Source organism: Leptospira kanakyensis (assembly GCF_004769235.1).
GTDB lineage: Bacteria > Spirochaetota > Leptospiria > Leptospirales > Leptospiraceae > Leptospira_A > Leptospira_A kanakyensis.
The window spans coordinates 1,498,961-1,522,793 of record NZ_RQFG01000005.1 but is presented as its reverse complement, the minus strand read 5'-3'; the positions used below and the strand labels follow the sequence as shown (position 1 = coordinate 1,522,793).

Here is a 23,833-nt window from a genome sequence, read left to right as displayed (position 1 = left end):
TGGGGAACTAGACCCGCCTCCCAATGCTTTCCTTCTATCACAACTTGCTCAGTTTCGCGAGTAGATCTTCCCCAACCCAAAAATCCCCTTGACAAAATCTATCCCTCCCCTCAATTTAACCAAAAGGTTAATTAGCTACATGGTTAAATTACTAGATTCCGAAGAAACTTTAAATGCAACTTTCCAGGCGCTGGCAGACCCCACCCGCCGAAAGATCCTCATGCAATTGGTCTCGGGAGAGGCCACAGTGATACAACTAGCGGAACCTTTCCAGATGAGTTTACCCGGAATTTCCAAACACCTAAAAGTTTTGGAAAAAGCTGGTTTAATCGAAAAAGGTAAAGCGGCCCAATTCAGACCTTGTCGGTTGAAGGTGGAAGCTCTAAAGGAAGCCAACGAATGGTTGGAACAATACAAAAAATTATGGGAAGAACGATTAGATCGTTTGGATGCCTACTTAATAGAATTACAAAAATCAAAAGGGAAAAACTAAAATGTTTAAATCAGAATCAATTCTTACTTTAGAAGAAAATATAGTTCGTATCGAACGATTGTTTGATGCTCCAATCCAATTAGTTTGGGAAGTTTGGACAAACCCTTTACATATTTCAAAATGGTGGGGACCTAAAGGATTTACAAACCCGACTGTCGAATTTGATTTTAAGGTGGGCGGATCGTATAGAATTGTTATGCGATCTCCTGATGGAGTAGATTATCCTATTATTGGAAAATTTTTAGAAATTACTCCCTTCCAAAGTTTTGTCATCAGTGATTTAGTTGATGAACATCCAGACGAATGGGTCAATGAAATTCAAAAATTAACAGGCCCTATTGGTAATAAAGAACTCTTAAATTCGAAATTAAGAGTATTATTCGAAGAAACTGATGGTAAAACAAAAGTCATTCTCGTAACTGAATTCGCAAACAACCAAATTCGTGATGGTTTTGCAAAATCGGGAATGAAAGAAGGTTGGTCAGAAAGTTTTGAAAAGTTAGATGAAAATGCTCTTCCAAAATCCAACGAAATTTACATAGAAAAAATTTTAAATCATCCACAAGAATTAGTATTCAATGCATTTGCAGATTCAGAGTCAGTAGGCCAATGGTGGGGGCCTAACGGATTCAAAACGACTACGCAATCAAAAGACTTTCGTGTTGGTGGAAAATGGATTTTTAATATGCTCGGGCCTGATGGGACAAACTACCCAAATGTGATCGAATACAAAGAAATTAGACAATTCGATTACATGGAATACGCACATGGATCAGGTAATGCAAATAAAAAAGATGATTTTTTAGTGAAGATATTTCTTATAGTTCTCGAACCGAACCGTACTGTCATTAAGATGCAAATGGCTTTTTCTGATACAAACGTTCGAAATGCAAAGTTAGGTATTGGGGCAATTGAAGGTGGAAAAGAAACACTTTCAAGACTCAATCTATATTTAGATAAGAAAGCTAATTCTTTATAAAACAATCTTTTTGCGAAGGATTAAATTAAAGAAATTTTTTACCAAACTTCTATGTAAGGTAAAAATCAATTTCGCTGGAACAATCGATTTTAAAGGAAATTTATCAATATGTTAAAAAGTTTTATCGCCGTTCTCGCTGGATTCTTTTCCAACGTGATACTTTCCGTCTTAGCAGATACAATTTTAAAAATTGCAGGAATCATACCTTACGACAATTTATTTGTATCAACACCCATGGTTTTATTTGTGTTAGGTTATCGAATTGTTTTCAGTGTCTTTGGTTGTTACTTAGCAGCAAAACTAGCACCAAAAAATCCAATGTTTCACTCTTTTGTTTTAGGTGGGATTGGACTCGTGTTAGGAATTACTGGAGCCGTTTTTGCCGGCCACTTGGGGCCTTGGTGGTATGCTTGGTCTCTCGTATTCCTAACTCTACCAATTTCTTACTTAGGCGGTAAAATTTATCTATGGCAGGAAAATTCAAAATGACAAGCGCGAGTTTATGGAATGATTTAAAGAAGGCTCTTGCCGGCTCAGAAGAAGACTATACAGAGGTTAGCATTCGTAAGGCGCTATTCCTCCTTTCAGTTCCGATGGTATTGGAGCTTGTATTAGAATCTGTATTTGCCGTTGTGGACATTTATTTTGTGAGTGCATTAGGTGCCTCTGCTGTTGCAACAGTTGGTCTTACGGAAACTTATTTATTCCTATTGTATTCTGTAGCAATGGGTCTCTCTTTTTCTGTCACGGCAATTGTTGCAAGAAGGATCGGAGAAAAAGAAAAGGATAAAGCAGGAGTTGCAGCAGTCCAATCCATTTGGATTGCGATCATTGCTTCCATCCCCTTTGCCATCGCCGGTATATTTTTCTCAAAAGAACTTTTGGCGCTGATGGGTGGAGATGAATGGGTACTGACAGAAGGTTACCACTATATGCAATGGATGTTAGGTGGAAATATCGTAGTTGTTTTATTATTTCTCATCAATGCAGTATTTCGTGGTGCAGGAGATGCCGCAATTTCGATGAGAGTATTGTGGATTTCTAATGGACTAAACATAGTTTTAGATCCTATTCTAATTTTTGGATGGGGCCCAATTCCTGCATACGGAATCACAGGTGCAGCCATTGCCACAAACCTTGGTCGTGGGATCGGTGTATTATTTCAATTGTGGTTGTTATTCCAAGGTGGAAAACATATAAAAATTCTTAAATCACACCTAAAAATTGAATGGGAGACGATCCAAGGTTTATTAAAAACTTCCCTTGGTGGAATTGGCCAGATGATTGTGGGAATGACATCATGGATTTTTATTATGAGAATCCTTTCCGAGTTTGGAAGCCAAACCGTTGCTGGAGCCACCATCGCAATGCGAACCATGATGTTTACCATGATGCCTTCTTGGGGGATGTCCAATGCAGTGGCAACCTTAGTAGGTCAAAACCTTGGAGCTGGAAAACCAGAGCGCGCAGAACAATCAGTATGGTTTACAGGATTCTGTAACATGGGTTATTTGATCATTGTTTCTATCATTTATTTCTTGTGGAGTGAGAACTTAATCGCAATTTTTTCTACTGACAAAGAAGTCATTAGGATCGGTGGAGAATGGTTACAAATTGTATCTTATTCTTACTTTATCTATGCATGGTGGATGGCTGCAGGTCAGGCATTTAATGGAGCCGGTGACACCATCACTCCCACAAAAATCAATGTGATCTTCTTTTGGGTGATTCAAATTCCATTGGCTTATCTCTTAGGAAAACACTTAGCTTTTGGTCCTACAGGTGTATTCTGGGCAATCATGATTTCAGAATCTTCTGTAGGCGTATACACTCTTTGGTTGTTCACAAAAGGAAGTTGGAAACAAGCCAAGGTTTAAAACTAATTCAGTATGAAATCGACTAAGATTCCTAAATCAATCGATGAATATATAGAAAATTTTCCGAAGGATGTTCAAATCATCCTTCAGAAAATTCGAAGTACAATTCAAAAAGAAGCACCAGAAGCAAAGGAAATCATCAGTTACGCAATGCCAACATTTGCGTTGAATGGAATTTTAGTTCATTTTGCAGCATATGCAAAACATATAGGATTTTATGCTCTTCCTTCAGGGAACATTGCCTTCCAAAAAGAAATTTCAAAATATAAATTTGGAAAAGGTTCCATTCAATTTCCGTTAAGTGAACCGATTCCCTATGTTTTGATCAAAAAAATTGTTAAATTTAGAGTTGCTGAGAATTTAGAAAAAACTAAGAAAAAAACTCAAAAAAAAAAGACTACCCATCCAAAAAAAACGATCTCGAAAAAATCATGAAAGATGAGTTATTAGTTTTACGCTGTTACTACTTTCTTTTCTAAATACGAGGATTCAAAATGGAGTCTGAAAGCAAAAGCATACTTTATTTATGGAATAGTCGTGTGATGTTTGCAACAAACAATATGCAGACCGATTTTCATTCCCATTATGCTGCCACACTCGCCATTTCTTTAGAAAAAGAAATCATGATCGAAACAGATTTGGGTAAACAATTTTACCGAGTCGCACTTGTTGGCCCCAACACTCATCACAGAACTATTTCGCCTGGAGTGGAAATGGTCGCATTACTGATAGATCCAGAAACTTACGAATTTGGTTCTATCTCAAAACATATATCTTCAGGTGAAGTCAAACATTTAGACATACAAAATTTTTTACCTTTAATGGATTCTCTTAAGGCACTTTATTATGGTGATTTAAATGATACGGAAGCCACCAAACTTCAATTAAGCTTACTAAGAACTGTTTACCCATTTGATACTTTGGAAACAAACATTGATCCAAGAATTCAAAAAATTGCTCAAAAAATTAGAATGGAAATTCCAAATAGCATTCGGATGAAAGAAATTGGAAAAGATTTTTCCATTTCAGAAGATAGATTGATCCGTTTGTTTAAAGAAAATTTAGGAATTCCACTGCGAAGGTATTTGTTATGGGTGAGAATTCTACGAGCAGTCAAAGAATTAAAAGCTGGCAATAATCTGACTGACGCGGCTCATGCAGCAGGTTTTTCCGATTCGGCTCATTTTTCTAGAACATTCAAAGAAAATTTTGGATTTATCCCTTCTTTATTTTTTGGACATCTCAAAACAGCAGAAGTTCGCTTCTGTGAACCAAACGAAATTCTTTAATAATTTGCAATAATACCGGAATCATTCAAGCAGAGATATTTATAATTTGTTATTCTCTTTTTCTACCAAGGAAAAGAAAAATCAATGCCCTTAACCCAAGAAAGAGGATTGTATTCCAAACTCTCCTCGAAATTTTCAAAATTAAATTCTGAATCAATCAGAATTCCTACACCAGAACAGAAAGCCGGCTTTTTAAAAGCTCAAAAACTTGCTTATGATTGTGTTACCACAGTTGAAAAAGAAATGGTTCCCGGTTGGACAGAAAAACAAACCGCCAAACGTATGGATGAATTTTTACGGGATCATGGAGTTAAAGTTTTTTTACATAGACCATTTGCTTGGTTCGGCGAACACGCAAGATTCGATGGATACAAACGATTCACTCAATTCCATCCCGGCAAAAAAATTTTAAAAGAAGAAGAATCTTTTATTCTAGACGTTTCCCCTGTGGTAGATGGTTACATAGGTGATATCGGATATTCATCATCGCTAATCAAAAATTCTGAACTTGATAAAGGTATGGATTATTTATTACAACTTCGAAAAGAAATTCCAAACTATTTTAGTTCATCGATGACTCCTTCTGAAATTTGGTGGAAAATTGATTCCGACGCAAAAAAATCTGGTTTCGATAATGTACATGCGTTGTATCTTTTTGCAGTGCTAGGCCATCGTGTTTATAAAGTAAACCTTCCCAATATTTCTTTTCCTTTGTTGCCAATTAGTTTTGCAAGTTGGTTTAGTTTACAAGGATCCTATGAATTTTTAACACACAAAGTTTTACCAGAACTATTAACTCCTGATCATGAAGGAGATAAGGTTGGACTTTGGGCCATAGAACCGCATTTAGGAAGGGGAAAAGTCGGTTTTAAATTTGAAGAAATCTTAGTTGTAGAAAAAGATAAAGCCTACTGGTTAGACGACGACGTTCCGCATGTAAATAAATACAAAGCAAGAAAGGAAACATTATGAAATCTTTATTCTCTATAAACACTATTTATTGTATCTACTCAATTATCTTTTTTCTATTCATTGGATGTAATTCCGGTAATATCAAAATTGGAGAAGCCTATAAACTAGGAAAGGTCCCTGATTCTATTTTAGAAGTAAGTAAACCAGATCCTTTTTTGAACCATTTAAAAATCGACTTTCCTGAGTTACCTGGTCATGACGATCTAATCTTCGATAACAAAAATCAAATCGCTTATGCGTCCGGAATGGATGGTTGGGTTTGGAAATTAGATTTCAAAACAAATGCAGCCGAAGCTTGGGTTAAACCTCCCGTGAATCCAGCAGGCTTACAATTTTCAAACAAATCCAATGAATCCATACTCGCTTGTGCTTCAAGACTTGGTGGAGTTAGTTATGATGAAACCAATCGTGTTGGTTTATATGAAATCAATATCAAAACAAAATCTGTAGTTCCTCTATTACTCAATTTACCTAAATTAGAAAAATCAGATTTTGAAACGGTTTATCCAAAGGCAAAACGACCGACCTTCTCTCTTAAAGAATTAAACGAGTCCAATGCAAGACCTTTCTCTTTATGTAATGATCTCGCCGTATCTAAGGATGGAAATCGAATCTATATTTCAGAACCATTTGAAAGACCTAATGCAGCAATGGGAAGTGGTGCCGTTCCCGAAGCGATTGGACTTTATCCTCATGGCAAACTTTGGATGTATGATAGAAAACAAAATACAGTTTCTCTCATCATGAATGGATTTACTTTTATTGATGGTATCGTCATTGCCGATCATTCTGCTTCTGCAGAAGAATCAGTCATCATCACTGAAACAACAAAGTTCAGAATCATCAAAGCAAACATCAGTGGTAAACAAGAAGGAAGCTTCGAAATTTTATTCGAAAATCTTCCTGGATTGGCTGATGGTTTAGAACGAGATACATTAGGTAGAATTTGGGTTGGTATCATCAAACCACGTTCGGGACTTATCAATTTTGTTCACAACAACCCATGGCTAAAACCATTTCTATTATCGATTCCACAACGAATCCTTCCCATCGCAAAAAAAACAGGAATCCTTTTACTCGATCCATCCGGCAAAAAAACATTATACTATTCAATGCATGATGGTTCCAAAATCAAAGATATCTCAGTAGTGGTTCCCAATTTAAACTCTCTTTATTTTCCATCCTTTGACACAAACTCTAGAGGACTATATTCCATACCTACCGATAGCTTAAAGTTAGGTGAATAGTAAAATGAACAAATTCATTATAAACTTTCCATCATTCCAAAATGTTCGAAACTCCATTTCCGTATTTATACTTTTTGTATTTTTGATTTTATTTTCCTGTAGAACACCAGAAGAATATTTTAAAAATCAAATCAAAGGGCCTGTTGACCTTCCTTACAACACTTCTATAGAATCAATCAAATCCGAAGGTGATCCCATCAAACAAAATGTAACAATTGATGGATCAAATTTACCAGCCCAAGATGAAATCCTCCTACAAGAGAATTTAGGGAGAGCCTTTGTTGCTTCCATTGATGGATGGATTTGGAAAGTTGATCTAACCACTAACCTAGCGGAACCTTTTGTAAAAACTCCACTTCTACCTGGCGGTATGGTGTTTCATCCAAAAAATCAAGATATCATTTATATGTGTTTGTCTCGAGGAAAACAACATGAAAGTAACATAAACGAATCACCAGGAATTTACGAATTGACTATCTCCACAAAACAAATTCGTAAGATCGGCACACGAGTTCCCCTTGTAGACAAAACAAAAGAACCATCCAATGGTCAAATTGGTATTTTTTATTCCAAAGGTAAGGAAACTAAAATTCCAATTAGCGAGTTAAATAGCACTAACAGCCGAAATGTGGAAAAAGCGGACGACTTGGCTATTAGTAAAGACGGAGAAAGAATCTATTTCACAGAACCTTATGATCATCCAAACTCAATCCTAGGAGTCAGCATACAATCAAAACAAGAAGTTCTCACTTTAGGACGGAATGGACATCTTTGGAAATATGATTTAAAAGATAACACTGCAAGTTTGATCGCACACCAATACACATACTTAGATGGTATTTTATTAGAATATTCAGAAAAAGAAAATGAATTCGAATCTTCTATCTTGCTCAATGAACTTTCAAAATCCAGACTCATTCGATTACACTTAAGCGGCGATAAATCAGGAAAAGACGAACTAGTCATCGACGGCCTTCCTGGATTTCCTGACGGTATGGACAGAGATCCAAACGGACGGATTTGGATAGCCATCCCCGTAGAAAGATCCAAACTCATTACATGGCTACACAAACATCCATTTTGGAAACGGCTTGTCCTCTACATCCCTGAAAAATTACAACCAGTATCTAAAAAAACAAGTATCATCGCACTATCACCTAACGGAAAAAATCCGATATACTACGCAGTCCACGACGGAAGTTTATTCTCCTATATCATCGTTGTTGTTCCAGGAAAAGAAAAATTATACCTAGCCGTTTACCAAGATGGTTTTAAAGGATTCGTCACAATGCCATACCCTAACAACCTATAGTTGATGATTGGGTGCCTCGCAATTGATTCGTAAACCCTAATCAACACTAAAAAGCGATCCCGCTCTCCGTTCCAATCTTTCCCTTCGGGAAAGGATTTCCACTGCGATCGGTGGCGGGAAAAACCAAATACAAACAGGACCCAAACAGAGAGAAATATGAACTTTCCCAAACTAAAAATTTTTAGGTTTTGGAAAGAAATTTCCTTTTTCAAAGGATTGTGATATTTGGAACTCATTGGGAGGCGGGTCTAGTTCCCCACCCTCCAATCGGGCGGGGATACTCATATCCAATCCTGTACACCCAAACACCCAAATCCCACTTGACCAAATCCTTATTTCGATTCTAATTCCTCCACCTATGAAAAAAATATCCCGAATCTTTCTTTTCACCTTTCTTTCCTTAGTGGGCTTTTTCGTTCTCTTGGTCACAACCATCTATATGATCAGTTCGATACGGATGAACAAAACCTACGAAGTAAAGTCTGTCCCCATACCCAAATTTTCTAAACCCGCTGACACAACCGAAGGAAAACGCCTCTACCAATCCAGAGGTTGCGGAGATTGTCATGATGTAGATGGAAGTGGAAGGACATTCATTCAGGATCCAGCCATCGGAACTCTATCCGGAGCTAACCTAACATCGGGTAAAGGTGGAGTTTTATCAGACAGATCGGATGAAGAACTTGCTGTCGCAATCCGACATGGTGTAGGAAAAAATGGTAAGGCTTTAATTTTTATGCCCTCAACCGATTTCCAAGGAATGACCAACGAAGACGTTGGTAAATTGATTTCCTATTTACGTTCCACTCCTGCCGTAGACAAACCACAAGGAGATATCAAACCAGGCCCTTTGGGAAGATTTTTATATTTGATTGGAGAAATTCCAGTTTTTGTTTCTGCTGAAATCATCAATCATGATATGGTTCACTTAACAAATATTAAACCTTCAGTTTCGTTGGAATATGGAAAATATGTTGCATCCACTTGTACTGGTTGTCATGGATTTAGTTTAAAAGGTGAACCCATCCAAGGAGCTCCTCCCGAATGGCCACCGTCTCAAGATATCAGTAAAGCCGGACTAACAAATTATACAGAAAGTAGTTTCATCCAAACGATCAGAACAGGAAAACGTCCCGATGGTTCAGAGATGAAATTTCCAATGCCTTGGCAAAGTTTGGGCCAACTAACGGACACAGAACTCAAGGCACTTTGGATTTATTTACAAACAATTTAAATTTCCACTTTAACAAAGTGAAAATCTAAATTATTTTTCTTTGATAAAACTCAGTTCTGTTCCATTCTCAAAATCTTTGATGGATTGGAACTGAGCCAACGAATTTCCTTCTAATGATTTCGATAATTCAAACAAAAATCCATTTGTTTTTAAAGAATGGCTTCCAGGTGTCCACGATCCTTTAAATTGCTGAATCTCTTTTTCGTTTAACTTTAATTTAGCGGTAAAATCTTGTCCGTTCCCTAAAATTTCTACCATAACAGTTTGTGGACCAGATTTTGGATTCCAATACATGGAAGACCATTTCCCCACAAAAGAAGTTGGTAATTCTTCCAAAGACATAGCTCTTTTTTTCACTTGGTTTTTTGGTTCATTCCAAAATACAGATACAAAATTGGAATCCTTCGATTCAAAACCAAATTCCGATTTCGAGCGAACTGAGTATAAAAATAAATCACCAGAGTTTCCGGGAAAGGTTTCACTAAAGGTATTTTTTTTAGAATCAACACCGGAAACAAATTCAAGTTTCCCTAACTTGCCACCACCTTTCATCTGTTTGCGATAAATATAATATTCAAAACTATCTTTTACAGAATCCCATTTTAAAGTTACTATTTTGTCCTTACCAACAGCATTTGATAACAATTGTTTTGGTGGAGCCAATGTCACACCACCTGCTCTCTTTGTAAGTGCAGGATCAGTTTTTCCAATGGCAACTTCACTAGGTTCTGCATAACCGAGATCATTGGCAGAAATAATAGTATATAAATATTGATTTCCATTTTGAATGGATGGATCGGAATCAGTATAACTCGTTCCAGAAATTTCGAATTGACCAGAAGGTTCAGCTCTTTCATCAAATCGATATAAATAATATGTTTTTGCACCAGGAGCTGCATCCCAATTTAAAATAATTTTATTCGCATAATCTCCACTAGTCGCAGTTAAGTGACTCACTTGATTAGGTAGTACGTTTTGGTCTGCTACATCGATAGCTACAGATTCACTCCAATCTCCGGTTAGTTTTGATTGCACAAGCGCATTGACTCGGTAAAAATTAGATTCTCCTAGTTTTGGAGATGGATCAATAAAACTTGGAGTTTTACTCGTTCCAATATTCTTCCATTTCAGGGAAGAATCAGAACGTGCAATCGAATAACTCGTTGCCCCGTCCAATGCGGACCAACTTAATTCTACATTCGGTGTATTTCCATTTACATAAACGGTGCCTGTAAGACCAACCACTTGACCAATATTCCCTGACTGTGGTTCAGCTGCTGTAAATCCCTCTACTTCCAAAGAAGCCACAGAAACTTCTTCTGAACCAATGGAAAGGATCCTGTACGAATAAGTAGAATTAGGCGATACATATAAATCAGTAAAACTTGGTTTATCAGCATACGCTAAATCATAAAATGCACCTTCTTCTTTCCTTTGAATTAAATAGGCAACTGCCAAGTCTTGGTGATTCCATGTTAATATAATTTTTGTATCAAATTCCCCTTTAGAAACTTTGATCTCAGTCGGTGGAACCACCTGTTTTTTTGTTGGTGCCACCACTGTTGGTGTGTTTTGTGGGGCTGGTTCATCGATAATGGCATAAGTCTCTTGCCCTACTTTAGCAAGCATTGAATAAGACACCCAACCGAAACCTTTATCCCCCCAATTCGTTCCCCAAGAGTTTTGTAATTTAAAGGCTCCCATCTTCCCAGATTTCGATTTTTTATTATCATCATAACCAACGATCGTCATGGCATGACCACCGTAACTTTGCCCACTGTTCTGATCATAAACAGCGGAACCTTTTACCTTATAAAAGGCATCATCAATGATCATTCCCACCAGTACCACATTTTTCCCAGCTAACGCACGCTTAATCTCATCTGGATTTTTATAATTCAATCTAGAGAATGATTTAATTTTGTATTTGAGTGCTTCTTTTTTAGAACTTTGTGAAGGTTGTGAAAGATAATCTTTATCAGAATAAGGCATACTACTCCAAGGAGCGGCACCGTTAGATTTTAAAAATTCCATCGTTTTATAGTAATACAAACCTTTATCTACACCACCATTTTGTTGGTTATAAATAAAAGCTGGTGAAAATACATAATTTCCTTTTCCACCAGCGAAAGGTGGATCATATTCCGAAGCCTGTCCTTTGTTTTTTAATAAATACGATTTGATCGCATAACCAGATGCCCATGCCACACAACTATTTTGTTGCCCTTGGTTTCCCACTGGAGGCATCATAGAAGATAAATCTATGGATTTCGGTAACTCATCGAAGGAATTAAAATCTCTTTTGAGAGGAATACTATCTTGAATTTCTTTGGAACTCGGAATATAACCGCAAGAAAAAGTTCCCGGTTTACATCCAGGAGAACGTACGCTACTCGGATCAAATTCTTCTGCGAGAATTGCACTCGCAAACAAAATCAACGATCCAAAGATCAATCTATTAAGTTTTAAAATCATGGTTTCATCCTTTCAATAATATTTATGATACTGTTTTTCTGTTTCCAATTTGGTTCTTTCCGTTCCTCTAAACGATAGTAAAACTTCGATTTGGTGGAACTTAACTGAAAGGAAACAAAGTTATAACTCACGCCGGTGATTGTTTCTGTTGGTGGAGATTCAAAGGGTATGGATTGTATTCCCAATTGGGATAGTTTTTGCATCCAAGATTCATACAATTTGGGAGAGATTTCTTTGGTTTCATTGAGTATTTGTTTGCCTGCACGAGACACCTTACGTGTGAGCAAAACTTTTTTTTGTTCGGCGACCAATCGGAATTGTTTTCCATACCGAAATTCAGGGGCAACAGCACCCGAACTTTCTTCCCAAACAAGTTCCATGGGTTTCCAATTTCCTTTCTGATCCTTAAGAATCCAGGTTTTGGTTTGTAATTTTAAAGTTTTAGGTTGAGCAACTAGTATAAGTCCTGGAAACAAAACCAAACAAACAAAAAACAAATTTCTAAAAAAGGAAATCAAAGTGGATTGATCAGATCTTGTTTTCCAAAGAAAACAAGACTTTTTTCAGTATAAAACAGTGTTCGAAAACGGAAGAAACAAATAGAGTTTGTAGATTTAACTATTTCCTATTTCCGCTTTTAACCATTTTTTCTCACCGATTGATTTTTTCATATTTTCAATGAGAGCGACGGTAATGTTCGTATTGAGTTTTACCATATCTGGATCTTGTGCAAAAACAATCATTTCATCGATGATATAATCAATTAAGTTCTCTATCGACTTTCTTCCGGAAGGATCAGTTGCCATCGCCACCGTTGCTTGTGATATCGCAGAATAAATAGTCAAACTAATTTGTTTGGTAAGATTGGCTTGCATATCTTTTGGCAATAGAGAGATGGGTTTCATATTTGCAGAAACACGTTCTGAAACTTCTGTTACCAAATTCTGGATTAACGCTTGTAAGTTTGGATTTTGCGCCGACTTTGCAATATTTTTGATAGCGACTTTTTTTAATTCATCGCGGTTTTGATCAATGGCATTCACAAGTTGATCAAGTGAATTTCCGGATTTTACTTCATTCTGAGTTTCCGTTAAGATCTGGATGGTGACAATATCAGAAATTTCTTCTTTGATGATATTGGAATAATATCGCAAAGTTTTACTGATCAAATCATTTCCTAAAATTTTAGTGAATTGATTGGTTTGTAACATCAGATAAATTTTGTACACCCGAACCAAACGGAAGAAACGGAAGGTTGCAATCGGAATGAGTCCGAGTACATCATACCAATGGTAAATAGGATACAAAAACCAAGCAATATAGGATTTATTACGAATGGCAATGAGCCAACTAATGATAAATTCAGCCAAAAAGAAAAATAGAAACGGCGCATCTAACAGTAAATAGTTGTTAACAGGACTTCCATCAGATGCAATGGCTCGGTAATAATTAAGGGCAAAATACTCTTTAAAATGAGAATTAAAAAAATCAATTTTTTGTTCGAGGGATCTGTTTTGGTCTCTCCAAAACCAAGCAAACGCCACAACCGTGGATGGAATTCGATCTCTGTTTAAAACTGGATCCAGTTCTTGCCTTAGTTTGATGTCTCTTGCTTTTGTTTTATGAGTTTGGTATTCGTTTTTAATACCGGTTTGTATCTCAGATAAAAATTTCGTTTGTCCTGACATCGCAAAGGGATTGGTTTCCACAATCTCTAACATTCGTTTGTCCATCTTTTGCAAAATGGATAAAATTTCTTTGGATTCATTTGCCTCAACACTCAAACGGTTGATAAAAGCATATTTTTCTGATAGTTCACTGAGTGTTGTAATCTCATCCGTCTCTTCTAAAACACTAAAAAAATCATTAAGTAGAACCAAAGTCTCTTCCACTTTTTTTCGGCGGACTTGGACATCTTCAATTTGAATTGCGTACTCAAAGTTAGCATATAACGAATCAAACTTTTCATTTGATACTTGTGATTTTAAAGAAGTTAGAGTTTTATAGATTTCTTCTCTCGTGATTTTTCTTTGGTTTTCCCGAAAACCATCATCACGTAGTTGGGTTAAATATTTTAAATCATCCACCAAATCAGTGTAAGCCGTTGTGGTTCGATGAGTTTCAATTCCTAAAATTGGTTTGTCATAAAGTTTTAAAATTTCTGGGAACTTATGAAAGTAAAACGGTCGTAAACTTAAATAACTCAAATCAAAAATGATGAGAGCTAAGTTCCCAAGGACAACAAAAACCATCGTTATGTCCCAGAGTAATGGAATTCCCAGTTTGTGTTTTTTGATCAAATCCCAAGAAATCATAGAGTCACCAAGGGTAAATAAACTACCCCTTCCTTTGTTTACATGTTACGACGGTACTGACCTCCCACTTCATACAAAGTGTGAGAGATCTGCCCTAAGGACGCCACTTTCACTGTTTCCAGTAACTCTTGAAAGATATTTTCTTTCGCACGAGCTACTTGTTTTAATTTTGTAATCGCAACCTCAGTTTTGCCTTCATTTCGTTTTTGAAACGCCTTCAAATTTCCGATTTGTTGCCTTTTCTCCTCATCTGTCGAACGAATCACCTCACCGGGAATTACCGTTGGCGATCCTTTACTGTTTAAAAAAGTATTCACACCGATGATGGGATACTCACCCGTATGTTTTAAAGTTTCATAATGGAGGGATTCTTCTTGGATTTTATTCCTTTGGTACATTCTCTCCATAGCACCAAGTACCCCACCTCTTTCCGTCAGTCGGTTGAATTCGGTTAAGATCGCGTCTTCCACAAGGTTAGTGAGTTCTTCAATGATGAAAGCACCTTGTAATGGATTTTCATTTTTAGCAAGACCAAGCTCCCGATTGATGATGAGCTGAATCGCCACTGCCCTTCGCACCGATTCTTCTGTTGGTGTTGTGATGGCTTCATCATAAGCATTGGTATGAAGCGAATTACAATTATCATAAATGGCGTATAATGCCTGTAACGTGGTTCTTATATCATTAAAATCTATTTCTTGGGAGTGTAAAGACCTACCCGATGTTTGGATATGATACTTTAACATTTGGGAACGTTCATTGGCTCGGTATTTGAACTTCATTGCTTTGGCCCAAATCCTACGAGCCACACGTCCAATCACAGAATATTCAGGATCAATCCCATTGGAAAAAAAGAAAGAAAGGTTCGGAGCAAACTCGTTGATGTCCATCCCACGACTTAAGTAGTATTCTACATAAGTGAATCCATTGGCTAACGTAAAAGCAACTTGGGTGATAGGATTGGCACCTGCCTCAGCAATATGGTATCCACTAATCGAAACAGAATAAAAATTCCGAACTGCATTTTGAATGAAATGGTGTTGGATATCTCCCATCATCTTTAAGGCAAATTCAGTAGAGAAAATACAAGTATTTTGGGCTTGGTCTTCTTTTAGAATGTCTGCTTGCACAGTGCCTCGCACTTGAGAAAGGGCTTCTTTTTTTAATTTTGTGTACACATCTTTAGGTAATACTTCATCACCCGTCACACCAAGAAGCAAAAGACCCAAACCATCGTTAGTTTCTGGGAGAGAACCGCCGAAACTTGGAACCTCTTGTCCTTTGGTCGCATAGATTTTTTGAATTTGGGATTTCACTTCTTCTGTTTTACCTTCAGAGCGAATGTATTTTTCACAAGCCTGGTCGATGGCTGCATTTAGGAAAAAAGCAAGTACCATTGGTGCAGGACCATTGATGGTCATGGATACAGAAGTGGAAGGATCACAAAGATCAAAACCGGAATAAAGTTTTTTGGCATCATCGAGCGTGGCAACATTCACACCAGAATTTCCGATTTTTCCATAAATATCAGGACGAATGTCTGGATCTTCCCCGTATAATGTCACCGAGTCAAAAGCGGTTGACAGCCGTTTGGCGGGCATTCCTGAACTCAAATAATGGAAACGACGGTTGGTTCTTTCGGGCCCACCTTCTCCGGCAAACATACGAGTTGGATCTTCCCCACTTCGTTTGTAAGGATACACTCCCGCCGTATAAGGAAAAAAACCGGGAAAGTTTTCTTGGTAAGACCAATGTAAAATATCACCCCAATCTACAAAACGAGGAGTGGCAATTTTAGGAATTTTTAAATGGCTTAAGGAAACTGTATAGTTATCAACTTTGATTTCTTTCCCACGAACAAAATAAGAATATTGTTCCTTACGAAAGGATTCAATTTTTTCCGACCATGTATCCAGAATGTTTCGTGAATCAAGTGACAAAGAATCCCATAACAATTGATATTCGGATTCTAAGTCAGTTGTAGATTTTCCTTTTTTAGATAAAACAGAAATGGCACCTTTCAGTTGGTAGGCGGATCTAGCAATTTCTGCTTCTTTCGAAATCCAATCAGCATTCCGATCAATTTCTTCTTTGATTTCTGTCAAATACCGAACCCGGTCAGGTGGAAGCACAACGGAGGCTTCTCCTCCTTTTTGGTTTTTAGCAGAGTTTGTTTTCCAATCTAGTTTGTTTTTTTGGATCACAACTCCAATCAAATGGGCATACAGTTCATCTGTCCCGGCATCTTGGAACTGTGACGCAATGGTTCCGTACACGGGCATCACATCGACTGGATCATTGAATAAATTGCGAGACCTTTGGTATTGTTTTTTAACATCACGAAGGGCATCTAGGGCCCCACGTTTGTCAAACTTATTGATCGAAATCACATCTGCATAATCGATCATATCGATTTTTTCTAATTGGGTGGCAGCCCCATATTCTGGTGTCATCACGTATAACGAAACATCGGCGACCTCAGTAATTTCGGAATCACTTTGCCCAATCCCAGCAGTTTCAACAATGATGAGATCATAACCCGCAGACTTTAAAATTTGGATGGCTCCTTTCACACTCCGATTGAGGGCAATGTTTGCTTCTCTTGTCGCAAACGATCTCATATACACTCTTTCGTTAAAGATGGAATTCATACGAATCCGATCTCCAAGGAGGGCACCACCAGTCTTTCGTTTGGATGGGTCTACGGAAAGAATCGCAATGGTTTTGTCTGGAAAATCATGTAAATAACGACGTACGAGTTCATCAGTCAAAGAAGATTTACCAGCGCCACCAGTCCCTGTGATCCCAAGAACAGGAATGTTTTTTTTCGGTGGAGGAAATTCTAAATTGATGGAGTAATTTGTTTTTTCTTGCAGAAGAGAAAATTCCATCTGCGTGATGGCTTGGCCCAATGCTAAATAATTTTTATTTTGGATTTGTGACGTCAAATCTCCGTTAAACGAAAGTGGAGTTGGGAAATCAGATTTTTTGACCACATCATTGATCATCCCTTGCAATCCAAGGGTTCGTCCTTCATCAGGAGAATAAATATGAGCCACACCATATTTGTGTAAAACTTCAATCTCCGAAGGGAGAATGGTTCCGCCACCACCACCAAACACCCGAATGTGACCTGCCCCTTCTTTTTTTAGAAGATCAATCATGTATTGAAAGTATTCCACATGACCACCTTGGTAACTGGTGATGGCAATCCCTTGGACGTCTTCCTGGATGGCACATTGGACAATCTCTTGCACACTCCGGTTGTGGCCCAAGTGGATCACTTCCACCCCACTTTGTTGCAAAATCCTCCGCATGATATTGATGGAGGCGTCGTGCCCATCAAAAAGAGAGGCCGCCGTCACAAAGCGAATTTTGTTTTGGGGGGTGTATATGAGGGTTTCGGTGGTCATAGAGAACAACGTTCTAAAAAGATTGCTATGGATTCAATAGCAAAATGCGACAAGAATGACATAGCTTTGGAAACTATGCCATATTTTTCCGAAAGGTCGAGACTAAAGTATGGATTCCGCCTGTTTCATCAGTTCCCGCACTCGATTTTCCAGAATTTCTGTCAGTTCTTTGGCCGCTTTTTTCTCAGGGCCTGTTGGGAATTCCGAAGGGAGGATGGGTTTTCCAATCTGGTAGCGAATTTTGGTTTTGAAGGCATCTCCTGTGAGGAAAGCCTTGGGTTTGGACATATTGGTCGCCCCAACGATTCCAGAAGGGATGATGGGAACTCCTGCACGGATGGCCAGTTTTGCCGCCATCGCCCGAAAGGACTGCAATTCCCCTGTTTCCGAACGAGAACCTTCTGGGTAGATCGAAAGTAGTTCCCCATCTTTCATCAGATCCACCATATAGGTTTCTAGTTTTTCGTAATAGTCCATGGCCGCCCGTTTGTCCATTTCCGAATCCTTAGCGGCATTCCGAATGATGGGCATACTCCCCCAATTGATCAGGTTTTTTTTCACCACACTGCCAAGAGAATTCACCAAAACCTCGATGACTGGCTTGGTTAGGCTTAAAGGCGGGTAATTGAAAGGAGAGCTTTTATGATTGATGATGGCCATAATCTCTTCCTGCGGGTGGAAAAGCTCATATTTGCCCAAATAGACGATTTTACGATCGGCAAAGGCACCTTGGACGGGAATGTCCAAATAATCGGTATGGTTGGAGATGATGAGAGCCCCACCGGATTCCGGAATGTTTTCAGATCCGGCCACTTTGACATCATAAATGAGTTCCAGGAGGTTACGGAGGATGGTTTTGGGAACTTCCCTGGGAATGACAAAGAGACTTTCTAAAATATCAGCGGGGTTTTGGTTAGAATCCATAGAAACATCACATATTTCAAAATAAAACTTTATGAAATCAAGTTGGATTTTCATCTTAGATGGAAATTCCTATGAAAGAACTCCTCCTAGCACAGAGCTCCCTTTGGTTTTCCTCCGTTCCCCTGGATTCACTCCACGTTTGGGATCCGAACCTCGGCGGAATCTTCCTTCTCATTTCTACCATCTGCCATTATTTGGGAGGGAGTAGTTTTTTCCTGGGCCTCATTTCCTTTGTTTATATCTACTACCGGCCAAAACTTGCCTTTGAACTTTCCCTTGGTTTACTTTCCTCCGCGGTAGTGATTTCTCTTTTGAAGTTTTATTTAGAAAGCCCAAGACCCTTTCCCTATCCAGAAGCCTTTGATGAAAAAGCCTTCGGTTTGCCATCCGGCCATGCGTATTCTGCGGTTGTCGTATGGGGATTGTTAGCTTATCGAATTCCAAAACTTTGGTTTCGAATTCTGTCTTTTCTCATCATTCTTTTTATGCCATTTTCCAGAATGTATCTCAAAGTACATTACTTAGGTGATGTGAGTTTAGGGTTTGGACTTGGTGTGGTTCATTTACTTATCATATTATTTCTTCTCAATCGATTTTATACAAAAGAATCTGTTCCCGCTTTTTTACACACAGAGAATTACCGAACTTTAAGTCTTTTGGGAATCGTACTTACCTTATCCCCGATTGCTCTTGATTCTCCCTTCCTTTCTGTAGAACACCATCATAGTTTGTCGGGAGTGATGACTGCCAGTGGAGCTCTTGCTGGTTTTTGGCTCGGTATACTTTTTTATCCAAGATTTAGCAAACCAGAATTTTTAAATTGGTCTCTCCCCAATTTTAATCTTTCTTTCGGAAGCAAAAATTTTAACAATTTTTGGATTACGGTTCTTGTTCGGTTGTTAGTATTAGCGATAGTGATTCTATTACTTTACGTGATTCCAGGAATTTTGATCAAAAAAACCATTTGGACAGATGATTTGTTTCTCCGATACATTCGTTACTTAGTGGTTGGATTTGCCTTAGTTTTCTTTGTTCCATTGGTTCTGCAAAAAATCCAAAGAGGAAAGTTTTTGCAAAACTAATACATGCAAAAATTAAAAAAGATATTTCAGATTCTAAAATTAGAACTATTAAAAGAAGGAGTTCTCAAAAACTCTTTCTTTGTTAGTAGTTCCAAAGCTCTCTCCGCTATTACCAATTTGGTGTTTATGATTTATTCCGTTAATTTGTTAAGCAAAGCGGAAAATGGAAAACTCCAATACTTCTTAGGATTTTTACCAGTGGTTCTGGCAGTTGCAGAATTTGGTCTGCCCAACGCACTCATCAAATACATCTCTCCCCTAGCAGACAAAAAAGAAAATCCAGGTGCCATACTCAACGCATCACTCAGAATTAAGTTTTATTCCTTTGTGTTTTTAACTTTAGTATGTTTTGTCGCTTATATTACGAGTGATGAAAACTATTTTGTTTTATTACTTTTGTTATTCGGTGGGATTATCATCTCCTTTATATCCTACTTCGAAAGTCTATTTGTTTCTTATCGTAAATACAAATCATTATCTCTTTGGAACCCTTTACCAAACGTAGTCAGACTTTTATTATTAATCTTTTTTTCTGAATCAAGCAACCATCCACTCACGTATATGGATATCCTTGCGATTTTCTGTATTGCACCAATTTTTGTTTTATTTTTATTTTTTTTCTTCTTTGGAAAAGAAGAAATATCTTTTAGTGCTGAACCTTCCGAGATCAAAACCAATCAAAAAAAACTTTTACTCTTTAATCTCTGGGCCTTTGCCGCTTCTATTTGTGCGATCCTTTCCGATCGTTTGGAAATTTTCTTTTTAAACCAATTCCATCCACCGGAAATTGTAGCCGACTACGGAACCGCCTTGCAGTTGTTCAGTGGATTTGTTATTATTTTAGCTACTTTTAATTCGATTATTTTTCCAAAATTGGCAAGACTTGCGGAAACAGAAGAATTCCCCAATGTTTTAAAAAAGTCTGTATTTTTAGGTGGGATGATTGCGATTGCCTTATCACCGGGTATTTTACTCGCAGAACCCATCTTAACCTTGTTATTTGGAACTAAGTATACAAATTCAATTTCTGTATTTAAAATTCTTTATCCAAATTTTTTACTACAGTTGGTTTTTGCACCTCTAGGTACGGCACTATTTGCCTTAGGATTGCCAAGACTCCTTGCGGGCCTTGCCCTCCTTCGTCTGATCTTTGGTGCTATCTTTGACTATTGGATCATACCTGATTGGGGCGCCAATGGAGCTGCTATATCACTCTTTCTCGGTCAGATTGTATCTTGGTTGATTTTGACGGGTTATTTTATGGCTTATTTTCGGAAGTAACAAACTCATAAATTGTTTTATAGTTTGTCTCTAATCTTTCCCACTCTTTGTTCGAAACTCTATCCCCATATAATTTCATATAGGCATCTTTCACCGATTTTCCTTCTGCCAAAAACTCCTTCAGTTTCAGAAGGACAATTTTTAATTGGATGGAATCGTTTTGGATGTCGTAGTCTCGATTGATTTTGGTTCCTGAGGACATTTCAAACTGGCGGACAAATAATTCAGACAATCCCAAAATTCCATACCCATCCGAATTTTTTTTACGAAACTCCGATCTAGTTTTTGCCCATGCAAGTAAAAATAAAGAAGAATGGGGAGGATATCCACCTAACAAAGTACCATCGGGGAATTGTAATTTTTGAGAAAATCGAACAATGGCTCTTGAAAGTTCTTTCCTTCTGCGAACAGAAAATTCCGTTTTTTCTACCTCTGTCAAATAGGCAAAAAGAACAGCTTCTTCCTTACTATGGTCTGTCTTTTCAAAAAACCGGCTCAAATCATGAGAAAAACGAGTGTCAGCTTCCCTATAAGAAAAAATAACCAACAGGAGAGGGAAAATGAGAAGAAATCCATGTCTGTATTTCAAAAGTATTTTCTTCATCCCTACAAGTATCGGGATAGTTTCCTTTCTCTTAGTTTCTTTTTTTTCTAATCTTTCCGCAGTATCTTATTCAGACTCGGCGATGGACGATGACCGAGCCAACCGCAATTTTGGCCGGGTGGTTGTGACAGAAAGGAACCAAACGATTCCAAATGCAGCAGAAAAACCAGGTTTTGGCCTCCAAACAGGAATCATCACAGGAGGAAAATTCCAATCCCAAAAAGGGGGACTGGATTCGGAAAAAGCCAATCGTTATTACACACAAGGAATCTTAACCACACCTAGTTTGTTTTATTATGCAGGCCAAGGTTGGAACTTAGGAATCCTTCTCGCACCGCGAGTGGGTGTTTCTGAAGGAAGGATCATAGATAAAGAAGTAAGAACCATTTACGATTCTGAAATCACAGCCCTTGCCTCTAAGGATATTTCAGGAATCCAATTGGCTTTGGAAGTGGGTCGTGGGTTCAATCGACTCGACAGGTTTGGTTTCTTTTTTGTGGGAATGGCTAATTATGGATCTGTTTCTTTTTCTCATTCGTCTGGCATTCGCATAACAGGAATTCAATTAAATGTGAAACCGGAATGGGAAAATTGGTCCGCACCTCCTTGGAGTGGATACAGGAGAGAAATTTACGGAGGTATCCTTGGTTCTGAAAAAATTTTATTTTGGGAAGAGTTTCGTTTTTTTCATTACGTATATAATGATCCCAACCATAATACAAATGGAGAAATCCTCTCAGGCCAAAGAGTCTCTGGGCGTTATTCCTATAGTGGAATGGAATTTCAATCTAGGAAATTTTGGGAAACCTGGGCAGTCGATTTAGTTGGCATCCGTTTACTCGGTGAATCAAAATCTTCTTCTTCCCCTTGGTTGGAAAAACAAACTGCAACGAATTCCTACCTAGGTTATATGTCCTTACATTCCAAAGGTGAAAAACTTAGTTTAGGTTTTGCAGGACTTGTTACAAAAAAAGACGAAAAAGATCGAGTCGATTCAAATAGCAATGGTTATGCGTCTAGTTTCGCAGAACCAAGAGTTCTTGGCGGATATTCGTCTTTTTTATTATACCAGTCTTTGGATTTAGTAAACCCTCCAGGTTTCCGAGATGTACCTTCAAAAGACAATCCCAACTTTGAAAACAAGGGGAATCGCATTTATGGAATTCAGATGGGTTTTGATTGGTATTCTTGGTTTAGAACCGATATTTTTTTAAATAGGTCAGATTCCCTTTTAGGCAAAGGAAATGAAGTCATCGGTAAACTTAGTTTTTCATCCAACGACTACGGCAAATTATTTGCCCAAATGAGTGCTTCGTATACGATTATGGATCCTAACGGAACACGTGTTCTCATTACGGAGCCGTTTACAGAAGAATTACCCAAAAAAGAATACGTTCGATTCTATGTATCTTTAGGAATTCAGTTTTAGTTGGCTTGCATCAACCGGTACCAAGTTTTAAAAAATCGAACTTCGTTACCTTTTTCATTATAAACAATAGAATCAATATTCATCTTAGCGAGGAAAATTCCCCTTCCACTCACTAAGTTAGCAGCTGGATTGACCACTGGGTTTGGAATTTGGCTAACAGCAAATCCATTTCCTTCATCACGAATGACAATGGTGACTCCCACATCATCCATAGAAATTTCAATAAAAACAGAAGAGTTATTTTCTGCACAACGGGAATCCACTAATTTAAAATAATCCTCGTTTGCTTCCAAACATTCTTGTTTCTCCGCATAACTCACACCAGCAACACCATGTTCAATGGCATTTGCCAATAGTTCATACAAAACAATTTTAATAGAAATTAAATCTTCATGGGTAGCAAGAGGAGAATTTAATATTTGTTTTACGATAAAGGCAATATAAGAATTTAATTTTTTAATTTGTGGACGAATTTTAATTTTGCAATCGTCACTAAACTGAATGATCTCTCCACTATTGAATAATAGAGTTAAATCAACATCGGCGTTTTCAAATTTTTTGATTCGAGAACGGAGAGCTTCCATCCGGAATGGTTTTAGAAAAAAATCAACGGCTCCCATTCTAAAAACATCGATTGCGATTTGAATGTCACTATCACCAGTAATAACTAAAAATGGAGTTTGGTTTCCATCGGCTCTCAGTTTTTGAATGAACTGGATTCCATTTAATTTTGGTAAGCTGATATCTGAAATGATAAGATCAAATGTATTTTGATTTGAAATCGTAAGTGCCTCTAAACCATCAGAAGCAAGAGTTACGTTAAATTCATCTTTGAAGTATTCCCAGAACAATTCGCGGATTGTATCTTCGTCATCAACAAAAAGGATTTTCATAGGATAAAGTCTTA

20 protein-coding genes are annotated in these 23,833 nt (G+C 37.8%); 13 read left to right on the top strand and 7 right to left on the bottom strand.

What is annotated here, in order from left to right:
• The first annotated feature begins 139 nt into the window (after nt 1–139).
• The 10 genes from EHQ16_RS07900 (at nt 140) to EHQ16_RS07855 (ending at nt 9,403) form a co-directional block, all read left to right on the top strand.
• Nucleotides 140–493, top strand: coding sequence for an ArsR/SmtB family transcription factor (locus EHQ16_RS07900; RefSeq protein WP_135588441.1), 354 nt, complete (start codon nt 140–142; stop codon nt 491–493).
• A 1-nt stretch (nt 494) separates the two neighbouring features.
• The gene (locus EHQ16_RS07895; protein ID WP_135634089.1) at nt 495–1,472 is read left to right on the top strand and encodes an SRPBCC family protein; all 978 of its coding nucleotides are present in this window, start codon (nt 495–497) and stop codon (nt 1,470–1,472) included.
• Nucleotides 1,473–1,580: 108 nt separating this feature from the next.
• A complete protein-coding gene (locus tag EHQ16_RS07890) occupies nt 1,581–1,961 on the top strand; it encodes a hypothetical protein (RefSeq protein ID WP_135634091.1) in 381 nt (126 codons plus the stop codon).
• Nucleotides 1,958–3,349 (top strand): MATE family efflux transporter, encoded by a 1,392-nt coding sequence (locus EHQ16_RS07885; protein ID WP_135634093.1) that lies wholly within the window; start codon nt 1,958–1,960, stop codon nt 3,347–3,349. The genes EHQ16_RS07890 and EHQ16_RS07885 overlap by 4 nt, the downstream gene beginning before the upstream one ends.
• Nucleotides 3,350–3,361: 12 nt before the next feature.
• The gene (locus tag EHQ16_RS07880; protein WP_135634095.1) at nt 3,362–3,784 is read left to right on the top strand and encodes an iron chaperone; all 423 of its coding nucleotides are present in this window, start codon (nt 3,362–3,364) and stop codon (nt 3,782–3,784) included.
• A gap of 107 nt (nt 3,785–3,891) precedes the next feature.
• Nucleotides 3,892–4,638, top strand: coding sequence for a helix-turn-helix transcriptional regulator (locus tag EHQ16_RS07875; protein ID WP_135635492.1), 747 nt, complete (start codon nt 3,892–3,894; stop codon nt 4,636–4,638).
• Between the two features lie 84 nt (nt 4,639–4,722).
• Nucleotides 4,723–5,610 carry a M24 family metallopeptidase gene (locus EHQ16_RS07870; protein WP_135634097.1) on the top strand — a complete coding sequence of 296 codons (888 nt, stop codon included), beginning with the start codon at nt 4,723–4,725 and terminating at the stop codon, nt 5,608–5,610.
• The gene (locus EHQ16_RS07865) at nt 5,607–6,857 is read left to right on the top strand and encodes an SMP-30/gluconolactonase/LRE family protein (RefSeq protein ID WP_135634099.1); all 1,251 of its coding nucleotides are present in this window, start codon (nt 5,607–5,609) and stop codon (nt 6,855–6,857) included. The genes EHQ16_RS07870 and EHQ16_RS07865 overlap by 4 nt, the downstream gene beginning before the upstream one ends.
• Before the next feature lie 4 nt (nt 6,858–6,861).
• Nucleotides 6,862–8,169, top strand: coding sequence for an SMP-30/gluconolactonase/LRE family protein (locus EHQ16_RS07860; RefSeq protein WP_135634101.1), 1,308 nt, complete (start codon nt 6,862–6,864; stop codon nt 8,167–8,169).
• 457 nt (nt 8,170–8,626) lie between these two features.
• Nucleotides 8,627–9,403 (top strand): c-type cytochrome, encoded by a 777-nt coding sequence (locus EHQ16_RS07855; protein WP_135634103.1) that lies wholly within the window; start codon nt 8,627–8,629, stop codon nt 9,401–9,403.
• A 30-nt stretch (nt 9,404–9,433) separates the two neighbouring features.
• On the opposite strand, the gene EHQ16_RS07850 is transcribed toward EHQ16_RS07855, so the two are convergent.
• The 5 genes from EHQ16_RS07850 to EHQ16_RS07830 form a co-directional block, all read right to left on the bottom strand.
• Nucleotides 9,434–11,878, bottom strand: coding sequence for a C1 family peptidase (locus EHQ16_RS07850; RefSeq protein WP_135634105.1), 2,445 nt, complete (start codon nt 11,876–11,878; stop codon nt 9,434–9,436).
• Entirely contained in the window at nt 11,875–12,258 is a 384-nt protein-coding gene (locus EHQ16_RS07845) for a permease (RefSeq protein ID WP_244241976.1), read from the bottom strand. Before EHQ16_RS07845 ends, EHQ16_RS07850 begins: the two co-directional genes overlap by 4 nt.
• Before the next feature lie 234 nt (nt 12,259–12,492).
• Nucleotides 12,493–14,193, bottom strand: a complete 1,701-nt coding sequence (locus EHQ16_RS07840) for a hypothetical protein (RefSeq protein ID WP_135634107.1) — start codon at nt 14,191–14,193, stop codon at nt 12,493–12,495.
• 38 nt (nt 14,194–14,231) lie between these two features.
• The gene (locus tag EHQ16_RS07835) at nt 14,232–17,606 is read right to left on the bottom strand and encodes a methylmalonyl-CoA mutase family protein (protein WP_135634109.1); all 3,375 of its coding nucleotides are present in this window, start codon (nt 17,604–17,606) and stop codon (nt 14,232–14,234) included.
• Nucleotides 17,607–17,708: 102 nt separating this feature from the next.
• Nucleotides 17,709–18,530 carry a lysophospholipid acyltransferase family protein gene (locus EHQ16_RS07830; protein WP_208742266.1) on the bottom strand — a complete coding sequence of 274 codons (822 nt, stop codon included), beginning with the start codon at nt 18,528–18,530 and terminating at the stop codon, nt 17,709–17,711.
• A 71-nt stretch (nt 18,531–18,601) separates the two neighbouring features.
• Between EHQ16_RS07830 and EHQ16_RS07825 the strand changes: the two genes are divergently transcribed.
• Together EHQ16_RS07825 and EHQ16_RS07820 are read left to right on the top strand one after the other, a co-directional pair.
• Nucleotides 18,602–19,612, top strand: coding sequence for a phosphatase PAP2 family protein (locus EHQ16_RS07825; protein ID WP_244241975.1), 1,011 nt, complete (start codon nt 18,602–18,604; stop codon nt 19,610–19,612).
• 3 nt (nt 19,613–19,615) lie between these two features.
• Nucleotides 19,616–20,893 (top strand): oligosaccharide flippase family protein, encoded by a 1,278-nt coding sequence (locus EHQ16_RS07820; RefSeq protein ID WP_135634115.1) that lies wholly within the window; start codon nt 19,616–19,618, stop codon nt 20,891–20,893.
• Here the strand turns inward: EHQ16_RS07820 and EHQ16_RS07815 are convergent.
• On the bottom strand, nt 20,871–21,497 hold the full coding sequence (locus EHQ16_RS07815) for a hypothetical protein (protein WP_135634117.1): 627 nt from the start codon (nt 21,495–21,497) through the stop codon (nt 20,871–20,873). The genes EHQ16_RS07820 and EHQ16_RS07815 overlap by 23 nt on opposite strands.
• Before the next feature lie 82 nt (nt 21,498–21,579).
• Here EHQ16_RS07815 and EHQ16_RS07810 point away from each other — a divergent pair, with 82 nt between their 5' ends.
• Nucleotides 21,580–22,926 (top strand): hypothetical protein, encoded by a 1,347-nt coding sequence (locus EHQ16_RS07810; protein ID WP_135635496.1) that lies wholly within the window; start codon nt 21,580–21,582, stop codon nt 22,924–22,926.
• Here the strand turns inward: EHQ16_RS07810 and EHQ16_RS07805 are convergent.
• The gene (locus tag EHQ16_RS07805; protein WP_135634119.1) at nt 22,923–23,819 is read right to left on the bottom strand and encodes an ATP-binding response regulator; all 897 of its coding nucleotides are present in this window, start codon (nt 23,817–23,819) and stop codon (nt 22,923–22,925) included. The genes EHQ16_RS07810 and EHQ16_RS07805 overlap by 4 nt on opposite strands.
• Between the last annotated feature and the right edge of the window lie 14 nt (nt 23,820–23,833).